General features: G+C 72.9%; 12 protein-coding genes and 1 pseudogene. 11 read left to right on the top strand and 2 right to left on the bottom strand.

Annotated features, from left to right (window positions below):
- The coding region (locus tag ACLQ3F_RS07605; RefSeq protein WP_425847411.1) for a DUF7507 domain-containing protein at positions 1–1196 on the bottom strand (1196 nt) is incomplete at its 3' end.
- 156 nt (positions 1197–1352) lie between these two features.
- Positions 1353–2720, bottom strand: a pseudogene (locus ACLQ3F_RS07600) (choice-of-anchor A family protein); the annotation flags it as partial.
- A 202-nt stretch (positions 2721–2922) separates the two neighbouring features.
- Between ACLQ3F_RS07600 and ACLQ3F_RS07595 the strand changes: the two are divergent.
- The 11 genes from ACLQ3F_RS07595 to ACLQ3F_RS07545 all read left to right on the top strand — a co-directional run bounded on the left by ACLQ3F_RS07595 (position 2923) and on the right by ACLQ3F_RS07545 (position 13404).
- Positions 2923–3906, top strand: coding sequence for a zinc-dependent alcohol dehydrogenase (locus ACLQ3F_RS07595; protein WP_425847367.1), 984 nt, complete (start codon positions 2923–2925; stop codon positions 3904–3906).
- A 2-nt stretch (positions 3907–3908) separates the two neighbouring features.
- On the top strand, positions 3909–4307 hold the full coding sequence (locus ACLQ3F_RS07590) for a 6-pyruvoyl trahydropterin synthase family protein (protein ID WP_425847366.1): 399 nt from the start codon (positions 3909–3911) through the stop codon (positions 4305–4307).
- Positions 4304–5350, top strand: coding sequence for a glycosyltransferase family 4 protein (locus ACLQ3F_RS07585; RefSeq protein WP_425847364.1), 1047 nt, complete (start codon positions 4304–4306; stop codon positions 5348–5350). The genes ACLQ3F_RS07590 and ACLQ3F_RS07585 overlap by 4 nt, the downstream gene beginning before the upstream one ends.
- Positions 5347–6165 (top strand): class I SAM-dependent methyltransferase, encoded by an 819-nt coding sequence (locus ACLQ3F_RS07580; RefSeq protein WP_425847363.1) that lies wholly within the window; start codon positions 5347–5349, stop codon positions 6163–6165. The genes ACLQ3F_RS07585 and ACLQ3F_RS07580 overlap by 4 nt, the downstream gene beginning before the upstream one ends.
- Before the next feature lie 67 nt (positions 6166–6232).
- Positions 6233–7171, top strand: a complete 939-nt coding sequence (locus ACLQ3F_RS07575; RefSeq protein WP_425847361.1) for a lysylphosphatidylglycerol synthase transmembrane domain-containing protein — start codon at positions 6233–6235, stop codon at positions 7169–7171.
- Positions 7172–7229: 58 nt separating this feature from the next.
- Positions 7230–7922: a GTP cyclohydrolase II gene (locus ACLQ3F_RS07570; protein ID WP_425847359.1), complete on the top strand. Its 693-nt coding sequence runs from the start codon at positions 7230–7232 to the stop codon at positions 7920–7922.
- On the top strand, positions 7919–8641 hold the full coding sequence (locus ACLQ3F_RS07565; protein ID WP_425847358.1) for a RibD family protein: 723 nt from the start codon (positions 7919–7921) through the stop codon (positions 8639–8641). Before ACLQ3F_RS07570 ends, ACLQ3F_RS07565 begins: the two co-directional genes overlap by 4 nt.
- A gap of 52 nt (positions 8642–8693) precedes the next feature.
- Positions 8694–9245, top strand: a complete 552-nt coding sequence (locus ACLQ3F_RS07560) for a DinB family protein (protein WP_425847356.1) — start codon at positions 8694–8696, stop codon at positions 9243–9245.
- Positions 9246–9287: 42 nt separating this feature from the next.
- Positions 9288–10100 carry a TetR/AcrR family transcriptional regulator gene (locus tag ACLQ3F_RS07555; protein WP_425847354.1) on the top strand — a complete coding sequence of 271 codons (813 nt, stop codon included), beginning with the start codon at positions 9288–9290 and terminating at the stop codon, positions 10098–10100.
- Between the two features lie 10 nt (positions 10101–10110).
- Positions 10111–10569 (top strand): GNAT family N-acetyltransferase, encoded by a 459-nt coding sequence (locus tag ACLQ3F_RS07550; RefSeq protein WP_357202892.1) that lies wholly within the window; start codon positions 10111–10113, stop codon positions 10567–10569.
- 102 nt (positions 10570–10671) lie between these two features.
- Complete coding sequence (locus ACLQ3F_RS07545; protein WP_425847352.1) at positions 10672–13404, top strand: Hsp70 family protein; 2733 nt, start codon at positions 10672–10674, stop codon at positions 13402–13404.
- Positions 13405–13419: the final 15 nt, after the last annotated feature.

The raw sequence follows: 13419 nt of genomic DNA, 5'->3' as shown, positions 1-13419 counted from the left end.
AGGGTGGTGGCGGCGCAGGTGATGGGGCCGAGGTCGGCGTTCGACGACGGCGGGGTCTGCACGTCTGTCACGTTCACCCCGTTGAGCGTCACGCCGCCGGTGTTGGCGACCAGGAACCGGTAGGGCACCTGCTGGCCGACGCTGCTGATCTGCGTGGTGGTGGACGACTTCACCAGTGAGATGCCGGGGACGACCACGTCGCTCAGAATCGTCAGCGTCGCGGGCGGCGACTGCACGGGTGGCCGACCGCCGGGCGGTGTTCCCCGCGCTGTCGCGCTGTCCCGGACCGAGCCGAAGTCCAGGTCGGCCTGGGTGACGGTGTAGGTGGCGGTACAGGTGGTGGTGGTGCCGGGCGCGAGGGTGGTGGCGGCGCAGGTGATGGGGCCGAGGTTGGCGTTCGACGACGGCGGGGTCTGCACGTCGGTGACCGTCACGCCGGTGAGGGTGAACCCGCCGGTGTTGACCACGTCGAACCGGTACGGGACCTGCTGCCCGACAGTGGTGATCGACGTGGTGGTGGACGACTTCAGGATCGCGATGGAGGCGACCAGACCGCTTTCCGGAATGGTGAGCGTCGCTGGCGTCGAGTCGACAGGGGCGCCGCTGGGCGGGGTGCCGTGTGCGGTGGCGACGTTGGTGACGCCGTCGTTGTCGAGGTCGGCTTGTGTGACGGTGTAGGTGGCCGTGCACAGGGTCTGCGCGCCGGGCGCGATGGTGGTGGCGGCGCAGGTGATGGGGCCGAGGTTGGCGTTCGACGACGGCGGGGTCTGCACGTCGGTCACGTTCACGCTGGTGAGGGTGAACCCACCGGTGTTCAGCACGTGGAACTGGTACGGCACCTGTTGGCCGACAGCAGTGATCGACGTGGTGGTCGAGGTCTTCATGATGGCGATCGACGCGAGCAGGCCGGCCTCGGGGATGGTCAGCGTCGAGGGCGGCGACGTGACCGGCGTACCGCCGCCGGGCGGGGTGCCCCGCGCGGTGGCGACGTTGGTGACGCCGTCGTTGTCGAGGTCGGCCTGGGTGACGGTGTAGGTGGCGGTGCAGGTGGTGTTCGCGCCGGGGGCGAGGGTGGTGACCGGGCAGGTGATGGGGCCGAGGTTGGCGTTCGACGACGGCGGGGTCTGCACGTCGGTGACGGCGATGTTGGTCAGGGTCAGGCCCCCGGTGTTGGCGACCAGGAACCGGTACGGCACCTGCTGCCCGACCGTGGTGATCGACGTGGTGGTGGACGACTTCACCACGGTGACGGCGGCGGTGAGCGCCTGCGCCGGGATGGTGAGGGAGTTCGGGTCGGAGACGACCGGTGGACCGGTGGGTGGGCTGCCCTGTGCGGTGGCGACGTTGGTGACCCCACCGTTGTCCAGGTCGGCCTGGGTGACGGTGTAGGTGGCCGTGCAGGCGGTCTGCGCTCCGGGTGCCAGTGTCGTGGCGGCGCAGGTGATCGGGCCGAGGTTGGTGTTCGACGACGGCGGGGTCTGCACGTCGGTGACGGAGATGGTGGTCAGCGGGACGCCGCCGGTGTTGACCACGTGGAACGAGTACGGCACCTGCTGGCCGACGCTGGTGATCAGCGGGGTCGTCGACGACTTGATCAGGGCGATGTCAGCCGGGGTGGCGCCCTCGCAGGCGAGCGTGGTGCTGAACGGGAAGTAGTGGATCTCGCCGCCGCGGTGGTCCAGCGTACGCGTGATGACGCTGCCCTCGGTGTTGCTGGAGGAGAGGTCGGTGAGGCTGGCGTTGGGGGCGTAGATGGTGCCTTCGATGGTGGCGGCGTTCGGGGTGAGGGTGAGCGCGGTCGCGGTCGGGAAGTTGAACAGGACGTAGCGTGCCTGCGGCCCGCCGATCCCGGCGAAGTTCGGGGCGGTCCAGGCGAACGTGTTGCCGACGCCGCTGGTGTCCACGTTGATCAGCAGTGGCGTGGCGGCGGTCGGCTGGCTCGCGAAGGTCAGGATCTGGATGTTGGCCAGGTCGGCGGCGCTCAGGTTGAGCACGTTCGTCACGCCCGGGGTCAACGTGACGACGGCGTTGCTGCCCGGCGGGATCGGTCGGGGCAGCACGTCACCGTTCGGCGTCCGCAGCACGACCGTGTTGTCGCAGGTGGCGAGGCCGGCCGTGGTGTTCCGGAAGGAGGCGAACGCGCCGGCGAAGTTGATCGGCGAGGTCGGCCCGACGCTGGGGACCGGCTGCCGGGTGACCAGCTCCACCCGGGGTGAGGCGTCGTAGTCGTTCGTCGGCAGGATCCGGGTGTTGACCTGGGCACCGTTGTTGTCGGTGTCACGGACGAAGGCGCCGGTGAGGTTGCCGACCTTGGCGTAGCCGTTGGAGAGCACCTGGAGTCGGCTGCCGCCGACGCTGCCGGCGAAGTTCACCCGCCCACCCACGACCAGCGCGCTGGGGTTGGCGTCGCCGGGCACCACGAACGACCCGGCGGTCGCCCCGGCGATCTGGTAGCTGCCGAGGGTGAGGTCACCGCCGACGGCGAGGGTGCCCTCGTTCTCGTCGTTGTTCACAGTGGCGTTGCCCTCGGTCATCACGCCGAAGCTCAGCGCCCCGGCGACCGGGTCGACCGGCCCGACGGCCTCGTCGACGGCGGCCAGGACCGGGTTGATCCGGTCGGGGCCAGTCGGCACCAGCAGACTGTTGAGCGCCAGCACACCCGCCACAGCTGTCAGCGCCGTCGCCCGTGACCTGCGGCTACCCCACCACGAAATCCTCATCACGCCCCCGTTGGTTCGAATGTGCCAGGGGAGCGTATAGGGACAAAAATGCCGCGATGCCGGTTTTGTCCGAATGGCAGACGGGCTGGGCGAGCTTCGAACTGTGCGTACCGAACTTCCGTGTTTATGATCGACAACCCCCGACCGGGGGCCCGACACGGCCGATCGATCCGGCCTCGGAGCAGAGCTGAGGTGCGCGACGGTGATCCGCGAGGCGTACGCCTGCTGGGTGCGCGAACCCGGCGTTGCCGAGATCCAGCCGGTGTCACTGACCGCCCCGGGCCCCGACGAGGTGCTGGTCCGGGCCCGCTACTCCGCTGTCAGCCGGGGCACCGAGACGCTGGTCTTCGCCGGCCGGGTGCCCGCCGACCAGTACGACACGATGCGCGCGCCGTTTCAGGAGGGCGAGTTCCCCGGCCCGGTCAAGTACGGCTACCTGAGCGTCGGCGTCGTCGAGCAGGGCCCGCCGGAGCTGCTCGGGCGAACGGTGTTCTGCCTGCACCCGCACCAGAGCGCGTACGTCGTGCCGGTGAGTGCCGTGGTGCCGGTGCCGGAGGGGGTGCCGGCCGCCCGAGCGGTGCTCGCCGGCACTGTGGAGACCGCCGTCAACGCGCTGTGGGACGCCGCGCCGCTGGTCGGCGACCGCGTCACCGTCATCGGCGCGGGCATGGTGGGCTGCTGCGTCGCGACGCTGCTGGCCCGGTTCCCCGGCGTGCACGTCGAGTTGGTCGACACCGACGCGCGCAGGGCCGGCGTGGCCGGAGCCCTCGGTGTCGACTTCGCCAGCCCGGCCGACGCCCGCGGTGACCGGGACCTGGTCGTGCACGCCAGCGCCACCGCCGCCGGCCTGCAACAGTCGCTGGACCTGCTCGCCCCGGAGGGCACAGTCATCGAGCTGAGCTGGTACGGCGACCGCCCGGTGCAGGTGTCGCTCGGCGGTGCGTTCCACTCCCGTCGGCTCAGTGTCCGTAGCAGCCAGGTCGGCATGGTGGCACCCGCCCGACGGGGACGGCGCAGTTACGCCGACCGACTGGCGCTCGCCCTGGACCTGCTCGACGACCCGGCCTTCGACGCGTTGATCACCGGCGCGTCGCGCTTCGCGGAGCTGCCCGACGTGCTCGCCAGACTGACCTCGGGCGACCTGCCCGCGCTCTGCCACCTCATCACCTACGACGACGGAGAGTGACAGTGTTCAGCGTGACCGTTCGGGACCACATGATGATCGCCCACAGTTTCCGAGGCGAGGTGTTCGGGCCCGCCCAACGCCTGCACGGCGCGACGTTCGTCGTGGACGCGACGTTCCGCCGGCCCGACGTGGACGCCGACGGGATCGTGGTGGACATCGGCCTCGCCACCGAGCAGCTGCGGGCCGTGCTGAGCGAGCTGACCTACCGCAACCTCGACGACGAGGCGGCCTTCGCCGGGGTGAACACCACCACGGAGGTGCTGGCCCGTACGATCGCGGACCGGCTGGTCGAGCGGGTGCACGCCGGTGAGCTGGGCGCGGGGGCGCGTGACCTGAGCGGCATCACGGTCACCCTGCACGAGTCGCACATCGCCTGGGCGAGCTACGAGCGGTCGTTGTGACCGATGCGGGCCGGGCGGTGCACGTCGTCCTGCCCGGTGACATCGACGATCCGGCCACGCCCAGCGGCGGCAACTCCTACGACCGGCGGATCTGCGCGGGGCTGGGCGAGCGCGGCTGGTCGGTGCGCGAGCATCCGGTGCCCGGGGCGTGGCCGCACCCCGACCCGGCCGACCGGGCGACGCTGGGCGCGGTGCTCGCCGCCGCGCCCGACGACGCGGTGGTGCTGATCGACGGCCTCATCGCCTCGGCCGTGCCGGACCTGCTCGCCCCGCACGCCCGTCGGCTGCGCCTGGTGCTGCTGGTGCACCTGCCGCTGGACGACGAGCCGGAAGCCCGCGCCCTGGCCACCGCCCGGGCCGTCGTCACCACCAGCGAGTGGACCCGCCGCGCCCTGCTGGCCCGCCATCCGGCCCTCGCCGGCCGGGTCCGGGCCGCGCCGCCCGGGGTGCGGCCCGCGCCGCCCACGGTCGGCTCGGTGGCCGGCGACCGGTTGCTCTGCGTCGCGGCGGTCACCCACCACAAGGGGTACGACGTGCTGGTCGACGCGTTGGCCACGCTGGTCGGCAGGTCCTGGACGATGGTCTGCGCGGGCTCTCTGGCCCGGGAACCGGATCTCGTGCACCGGCTGCGCGACAGGTTGACCGGGGCGGGCCTCACCGAGCGGGTGCGACTGGTCGGCCCGGTGACCGGCGCAGCGTTGGACGACGCCTACGCCGCCGCCGACCTGCTGGTGCTGCCGTCGAGAGGCGAGACGTACGGCATGGTCGTCACCGAGGCGCTGGCCCGCGGCCTGCCGGTGTTGACCACCGAGGTGGGTGGGCTGCCGGAGGCGCTCGGTCACGCGCCCGACGGTGAGCGCCCGGGACTGCTGGTCCCACCCGGTGACCCGGCGGCGCTGGCCGCCGCTCTGATCCGCTGGCTCGACGATGACGGGCTGCGCGCCCGGCTGGGTCGTGCCGCTCTCGCCCGGCGCGACACCCTGACCGACTGGCCGGTGACCACCGCGTTGCTGGCCGGAGTGCTGAAGGAGGTGGCGGAATGACCGCCGAAGAGACCCTGCCGTTCGCCGACTGGCTGCGGTTGCGTGAGCCGGCCGACGCGGCGGCGCGTGCCGAGGACCTGGTGGATGCCGTCCGGGCCCAGCTGACCGGGGACACCCCGACGGTGATCCACGACCTGGGCAGCGGCACCGGGTCGATGAGTCGTTGGCTGGCCGTCCGGCTACCCGGACCTCAGCACTGGGTGCTGCACGACCGGGACGCCGACCTGCTGGCCCGGGCCGCCGAGGGCATGCGGGGGGTGACCGCCGCCGACGGCGCCCCGGTCACCGTCCACACCCGCTGTGGTGACCTCACCCGGCTGACCGCCGCCGACCTCGCGGACGGTTCCCTGGTCACCGCGTCCGCGCTCCTGGACATGCTCAGCGCCGAGGAGGTCGAGCGGGTGGTGGCGGCGTGTGTCGGCCGGCCGGCCCTGTTCGCCATCTCGGTGACCGGGCGGGTCCGGTTCACCCCGGCCGACCCACTCGACGAGGCGGTCGAGGCCGCGTTCAACGACCACCAGCGGCGTACCGTCGAGGGCCGGCGGCTGCTCGGCCCGGATGCCGCCGCCGCCACCGCCGCCGCGTTCGCCCGGCGCGGCGTCGACGTGCGGGAACGGCCCAGCCCGTGGCGTCTCGGCCCGGAACAGGCCGACCTGACCGCCGAATGGTTCCGAGGATGGCTCGCGGCCGCCTGCGAGCAGCGCCCCGACCTGGCCGGACCCGCCCAGGCGTACGCCCGCCGTCGGCTGGCCGACGCGGCGGCCGGCCGGCTCACGGTGCTCGTCGAACACACTGACCTCCTCGCCGGTGGATGAACCGTTCACGCCCTGGGTACGTGGACTAGGGCAAGTGGACGATCTTCAAAGGGGAGGGCCGGCGCCGATGTTCTGGGCCTGGGCACGAGTGGTCGGCGGGGTGGGTCTGCTCGCCGTCCTGCTGTGGCAGGTGGGCACCGGCCCGTTCCTCGCCGGAGTGCGACTGATCGACGCGCCGGCGTTGGCGGCGGCGTTGGTCATCGGTGTGCTCACCACGGTCTGCGCGGCGTGGCGGTGGAGCCTGGTCGCCGGCGGTCTGGGCGTACGCCTGCCACTGGCGACAGCTGTGGCGCACTGCTACCGGGCCGTTTTCCTCAACGCCACACTGCCCGGCGGGGTGCTCGGCGACGTGCACCGCGCGGTACGCCACGGCCGCGACGCCGGTGACGTCAGCCGGGGCATCCGCGCGGTGGTCTGGGAACGCGCCGCCGGGCAGGTGGTCCTGGTCGGGGTCGCGCTGGTGGTGCTCGCCGCCTTCCCGTCCCCGGTCCGCCCGTACCTGCCGGTCGCCGCCGCGCTGCTCGTCGCCGCTGGGCTGGCCGTCGTGCTGTTGGCCCGGCTCCTCCCGAACGGTGGCGGGTCGCGCTGGGCGACGGCACTGCGCACCGCCGTGGCGGACGTACGGTCGGGGCTGCTGGCGCGGCGTACCTGGTTCGGTGTGCTGGTCGCCTCGGCTGTGATGGTCGCCGGTCACCTGGCCACCTTCCTGGTGGCGGCGCGCACCGCCGGATCGGACGCACCGCTGTCCCGCCTGCTGCCGTTGACGTTGCTCGCCCTGCTCGCGATGGGCCTACCGTTGAACGTGGCCGGTTTCGGGCCGCGCGAGGGGGTGGCGGCATGGGTGTTCGGCGCGGCCGGTCTCAGCGCGGCCGAGGGCGTCGCCACCGCCACCGTCTACGGCGCGCTGATCCTGGTGGCGAGCCTGCCCGGGGCTGCGGTGTTGCTGGCCCGTCGACGTCGAATTCCGGTCGCCGCCCGGGAAGCCGCCTCCGGCGGCGGATGTTGAGTCGGTTGTGAGACGGTACGCGTCGCCGGACGACGGTGGCGCCGGACAAAGGAGTCCCATGCCCGAAGCATTGCCCGTTGCCACGATCCGTACGCAGGTCACGGTGCCGCTGGCGTTCCCGGACGGCTACACCACGACGGCCCGGGTGTTCACCTTCAAGGGCCTGGTGGACGGTCGGGAGCACCTGGCCATCGGCCTCGGCGACTGGGCGGGCGCCCTGGACCGGGTCACCGCCGGGGGAGCAGCCCCGCTGGTCCGCCCGCACAGCGAGTGCCTGACCGGCGACGTGTTCGGCAGTCAACGCTGCGACTGCGGGCCGCAACTGCGCGAGGCGGTGCAGCAGATCGCCGAGACCGGCGGTTTCCTGCTCTACCTCCGCCAGGAGGGCCGGGGCATCGGCCTGTACGCCAAACTCGACGCGTACGCGTTGCAGGACGCCGGGTTGGACACCTACCAGGCCAACGTCGCGCTGGGCCGGGGCGAGGACGAGCGGGACTACACCGTCGCCGCGCAGATGCTCGCCACGTTGGGTGTGCCGCGGGTCCGACTGCTCAGCAGCAACCCGGACAAGGCCGAGCAGTTGACCCGGTTGGGCGTGGACGTCGCCGAACGGGTGCTCACCAGCGTCTTCCTCTCGCCGGCCAACGCGGGCTACCTGGCGGCCAAGGCCGCCAAGGCGGCGGAGGTCGAGGCGGCCGAGGCGGCGGATGTGCTCGCGGGTCGTACTCCTGAGCGGCCCGTCTCCCGATGAGTTGGCGGCCGGGGCCCACGCGGCCGTACGTGCTGCTGAGTTGTGCCGCCTCCATCGACGGGTACATCGACGATGCCTCCGAGCAGCGGTTACTGCTGTCCAACGAGGAGGACCTGGACCGCGTCGACGCGGTTCGGGCCAGCTGCGACGCCATTCTGGTCGGCGCCGGCACCGTCCGACGAGACGACCCTCGGTTACTGGTGCGCTCGCCGAGCCGCCGCGACGAGCGGGTGGCGGCCGGTCGGCCCGCCTCACCCACCAAGGTCACCCTGACCGCGCAGGGTGACCTCGACCCGACCGCCCGCTTCTTCACCGCCGGTGATTCGGCCCGGCTCGTCTACTGCGCCACGGGCGCGCTGGAGAAGACCGAGGAGCGGGTCGGCCGGCTGGCCACCGTGGTCGACGCGGGTGAGCCTGTCGACCCGGGGTGGCTGCTGACCGACCTGGCCGCGCGGGGCGTACAGCGGTTGATGGTGGAGGGCGGCGGGACGGTGCACGCCCAGTTCCTCGCCGCCGGCCTCGCCGACGAACTGCACCTGGTGGTCGCCCCGTTCTTCGTCGGCGACGGTCGGGCGCCCCGGTTCGTGGGGGAGGGTAGCTTCCCCTGGCACCCGGGTCGACGTGCCCGCCTGGCCGAGGCCCGTCAGATCGGCGACGTGGTGCTGCTCCGCTACGCCCTCTCCGACCGCTGCCCCGCCGACCCCATCGGTCGATCATGAGGTTGGCGTTAATCTGTGGCCGGCGGGGGTGGGGTTCCGGGAGGATCTCCGGATGTCCGTAGCGCCTCTGGCCCTCCTGCGCTGGCAGTTCGACCTGACGTGGTCGCTGTTCGAGTACCACCTGGAGCGACTCGATCCCGCCGACTTCCTCTGGGAGCCGGCCACACACTGCTGGTCGGTGCGGCAGAGCACCGACGGCACCTGGACTCCGGACTGGGCCGACACCGAACCCGACCCGGTCCCGGTGCCGACGATCGGCTGGCTCACCTGGCACGTCGGCTGGTGGTGGACCGTGGCGATGGACCATCTCCGGGGTGGATCAGCGCGGCAGCGCACGGCCGTTGTCTGGCCGGGCGCGGGCGAGCCGAGTGTCGCCTGGCTGCGTGGTCTACGCACCGAATGGTTGGAGCTTCTCGACCAGCTCGGCGACAGCGACCTCGACCGCATCGCGACGTTCCCCTGGCCGGACGGGACCGACCACACCGTCACGCACACGATCGGTTGGGTCAACTCGGAGCTGATGAAGAACGTCGCGGAGATCGGTCAGCTCCGGCTGCTCCGCGCCACACGAACCGAGCGGGACGGCCCGGCTGCTCGACCGTAGTACTTTCGTCACACGGAGTGCCGTGACGAAACTGGGGGCGGCGTGCTCAGTGTCCGGTGTGTCGAGTGCGAGGCCGAACTGCCCGTCGGCCCCGGCCGGGGGCGCCCGCGCCGCTACTGCTCCCGCAGCTGTCAGGCCCGCGCGTACCGGAGACGTCGTGAGCACGGCCCCACCAGCGGCCCGCGTCGGATTCGGGACCTGCCCGCGCCGACCGGCGGCGACCCGCGCCACCGGTTGGTCGCCCTCGCGGTCGAGCTTGCGGACGCCGGCGGCCTGGACGCCGTCTCGCTGCGGGTCCTCGCCCAACGCGCCGGCCTGCCCGCCCACGGCGTGTACCGGCACGTCCGGAACCGGGCCGACCTCCTCGCCGCGATGGCCGAGCAGATCACCGCCACTCACCCGCCCGGCACCGCGCCCCTACCGCGCGATCCGCGCCAACGGCTCGAACGGTTGGCCGGGGACGAGTGGGCGATGTACCGCCGCCATCCCTGGCTGCTGGCCATCCTCGCCACCGACCGGCCGCCGACCGGGCCGGCGGTACTCGCCATGGTCGACCGGGTGGTGGCGGCGTTCACCAGCGACGGATACGCACCGGCCGAGGCGTTCCGCGCCTACCTGGCGCTCAGCGGCTACGTCCAGGGCATGGCCCTGCTCATCCGGCGTGACCCCGGGGACAGCACCTACCACGCCTGGTGGTCGGCGACCCGGACCCGGCTGGAGCGGACCGGCCGTACCCGGGACCGACAGTGGCTGGCCGCGGCCGGGCAGACCAGACCCGACACCGATCTGGACACCTGGTTCCAGTTCGGTCTGCGCGGTCTGCTCGACGGCCTGCTGCACAGCCCCGCTCGGTAGGCTGGCCGGCGTGCCGCGACTGGAGACGATCACTCAGGACAATGTGGAGGCCGCGTGCCGGGTGAGCGTGCGGCCCGACCAGGAGAAGTTCTCCTCTCCGGTCGCCTGGTCCCTCGCCGAGGCGTACGTGCAGCCCGAGATCGCGTGGCCGCGTCTGATCGTCGAGGATGACGAGATCGTCGGCTTCCTGATGGGCTTCTTCGACATCGTGTGGGATCCGGCCCAGTCGGACGACAGGCGCTCGGGCCTGTGGCGGCTGAACATCGCCGCCGAGCACCAGGGCCGGGGGTACGGCCGCTTCGCGGTACAGGCCGTCCGCGACGAGGCCCGCCGCCGTGGGCACGACCGCGTCTACACGACGTGGAAGCCGGGGCCGGACGGCCCGGAGCAGTTCTACCTGAAACTCGGGTTCCAGCTCACTGGGGAGACCAGCGAGGACGAGGTGGTGGGCGTCCACTCCACCGACTGACCGGACGCCGTCGACCACCCCGGACCGAGTGATCAGCGGTGCGGCGGGGCCTGCGTACGATGCGGGGTCGAGTTCCCCTCGTCGCGGCGGAGGTATCGGGCAATGGCAGGCCAGCACGAGGGTTTCGCCCTCGGCATCGACCTCGGCACGTCCAACACTGTCGCGGTGCTGCGCTGGCCGGACGGGAGGACCCGTCCGCTGCTGATGGACGGTCAGCCGCTCAGTCCGTCCGCCGTCTACGCCGACCCGGACGGCACACTGCACACCGGCTGGGACGCCCGCCGGTTGGCGCAGGCCGACCCGGCCCGGTTCGAGGCGAACCCCAAGCGTCGGGTGGACGAGCCGACAGTGCAGCTCGGTGACCGCGCCTACCCGCCGGCCGACCTGCTCGCCGCGGTGCTGGCGACGGTCGGCCGGGCGGCGGTGAACGCTGTGGGTTTCCTGCCGCCGGCAGTGGTCACCTGCCCGGCCGCGTGGGACGCGACGCGGCGGCAGGTCCTCGCCGACGCGCTGCTGCGGGCGGGCTGGCCGCAGGCGGCAGAGCACACCCTCGCCGGTCCGACGCCGCCCGGCACCCGGCTGCTGCGGGAGCCGGTGGCCGCCGCCCGGTACTACACGCAGGTGCTGCACCGTCCGGTGCCGGTCGGTGGGGCGATCGCGGTGTTCGACTTCGGTGGCGGGACGCTCGACGTCGCCGTGCTGCGCAACGAGGGCGCGGACCCCTGGGGCGACTCAGGCTTCAGCGTGGTCGCCGACGGTGGCCTGCCCGACCTGGGCGGTCTGGACCTCGACGCCGCGCTGGTGCGGCGGGTCGGCGAGTTGGTCGGTGAGCGGCACGCCGGGCAGTGGGACCGGCTCACCCGACCGGCGGATCCGGCGCAGCGCCGCGACCAGGTCCGGCTCTGGGACGAGGTACGTGGTGCGAAGGAAACCCTGTCCCGGTCTTCTGTCGCCCCGGTCGCGGTGCCGGGAGTGGCCGAGACGATCCAGCTGACCCGGGCGGACGTCGAGCGGGTGGCCACGCCGCTGCTGCGCAGGGCGGTGCAGCGGGCCCGGGAGGTCATCGCCGCCGCCGGGCTGCGCCCCGATCAGCTCGACGGGCTGTTCCTCGTGGGCGGGTCGTCACGGATCCCGCTGGTGGCCCGCATGCTCCACGCCGAGCTGGGGATCGCGCCGACGGTGCTGGACCAGCCCGAGTTGCCGGTGGCCGAGGGTGCCCTGACCGACCTGCCGCTGCGCAAGCCGCTCCCCGCGTACGCGGGACCGCCGCTCGCACCACCCGCGGCGGCTCCGGTGAGCCCGCCCGCGCCGCGTCCCGTGAGCCCGCCGATGCCGAGCCCCGTCAGCCCGCCCGCCCCGGCCGGAGCCCCCGCGCCGGTCGTACCCTCGCAGCCCTGGCCGGGATCCACCCCGCCGGTGGGGCCGCCCCCGGGGCCGGGCCTGGCGGGCGCCACCCCGACCCCGCCGGCCGGCGCGACCCGCTGGCCGCGGGCGCGCTGGGTGGTGCTCGGCGCGGTGCTGGCCCTGGCCGGGGTGGCCACCGCGGCGACGCTCTACCTGACCCGGGACCGCTACCCGAACCTGGAGTTCGCCTCGCTGCGCGAACTGTCCCGCCTGTCAGCCGGCACCGAACGGCCGCTCGACATGTGGACGGCGGTGCTCGACGACCGGGCCTACCTGGCGTTTGCGCTGCCGGACGACCGGCTGGAGGTGGTGGCCGTCGACGCGGGCAACGGCCGCGAGTTGTGGCGCGAGCAGACCGACGTGCGGGCCAACGACTGGGAGGCGATCATCGCCGTCCCCGGGGCGGTCGCGGTCCTCGCCGACGCGCCGGGCGACAGCACCCCCCGACCGCTGGCCGTCCTCGACGGCCGCACCGGCGAGCAGCGCTGGCAGCGCGTTCTGCGTGGTGACGACGACGTCTACTTCGCCGACGACACGGCGGTGCTGGTGGACCGGACCGCCGACGAACTGGTCGGTCTGCGCCTGACCAACGGCTCGGCGAAGTGGACCGAGCCCAACCCCCGCGGCCAGTACGCCGGCGGCCGTACCGTGGTCCGACCGGTCGGCACCGACGCGGCGGCGGGCGGGCCGGCCTTTCTCGACGGCACGCCCCGCAACCCGTGGGCGAGCAAGGGGCGGCGACTCGTCCAGGTGGGTGCGGACCGGTCGGTGCGGCTGCTCGACATGGCATCCGGCGCCGTGCTGCGCCAGTGGGGCAGCGTCGCCGACCCCGACGACCTGGTGGTCGCCCACGAGGACCGCCTGTACGTGGCCGCCAACGAGGGTGGTTACCAGCTGCTCGCGTACGACCTGAACTCCGACGCCGAGCCGGTGGTGCTGCACCGATCCGGCAACGACGAGTACCGCCCGAAGGAACTGGTGGCCTGCGGTGAGCGGCGGGCCTGCCTGTTGCAGGTGCCGAACAACGACGTCGCGCGCACCGAGGTGGTGGCGGTCACCGAAGGCGAGCGCATGATCAGCTGGCCGGCGCCGGGCGTGACCGGTCTAATCCCGTTGGGTGAGCAGGTGCTCGCCCAACGGGAGCTACCGGAGCCGACCGTCACCGTCTTCGACGCCGCCGGCAAGCCCGTGCTGCGGGACCGGGGCGGGGTGGCGGTCCGCCTGGACGCGGGCAACCTGCTGGTCTTCGCCAAGGCGCCCAGCGTGGTCGCGGACAACCGGGTGCTGGCCGGGGTGTGGGCCGAGTCCGGGGAGGTCGACGAGTTGGGTGAGCTGAAGGACGTGCGCAGCTCCTCCTGCTCGTGGAACACCCGCGTGATCGCCTGCGGCGCGGATAAGGACTTCGTGCTGTACCGCTTCACCGACGACTGACGTCGACGGCTCACC

The sequence above is a fragment of the Micromonospora sp. DT15 genome, assembly GCF_049841475.1.
In the GTDB taxonomy this organism is placed as follows: domain Bacteria; phylum Actinomycetota; class Actinomycetes; order Mycobacteriales; family Micromonosporaceae; genus Micromonospora.
Note: the sequence above shows the minus strand (reverse complement) of the source record. Positions and strands in the feature narration are given on the sequence as shown.

Excerpts from the sequence above, each read along its gene's own strand:
- ACLQ3F_RS07580 (WP_425847363.1), top strand. The coding sequence starts at position 5,347 with ATGACCGCCGAAGAGACCCTGCCGTTCGCCGACTGGCTGCGGTTGCGT.
- ACLQ3F_RS07575 (WP_425847361.1), top strand. The coding sequence starts at position 6,233 with ATGTTCTGGGCCTGGGCACGAGTGGTCGGCGGGGTGGGTCTGCTCGCC.
- ACLQ3F_RS07570 (WP_425847359.1), top strand. The coding sequence starts at position 7,230 with ATGCCCGAAGCATTGCCCGTTGCCACGATCCGTACGCAGGTCACGGTG.
- ACLQ3F_RS07565 (WP_425847358.1), top strand. The coding sequence starts at position 7,919 with ATGAGTTGGCGGCCGGGGCCCACGCGGCCGTACGTGCTGCTGAGTTGT.
- ACLQ3F_RS07560 (WP_425847356.1), top strand. The coding sequence starts at position 8,694 with ATGTCCGTAGCGCCTCTGGCCCTCCTGCGCTGGCAGTTCGACCTGACG.
- ACLQ3F_RS07545 (WP_425847352.1), top strand. The coding sequence starts at position 10,672 with ATGGCAGGCCAGCACGAGGGTTTCGCCCTCGGCATCGACCTCGGCACG.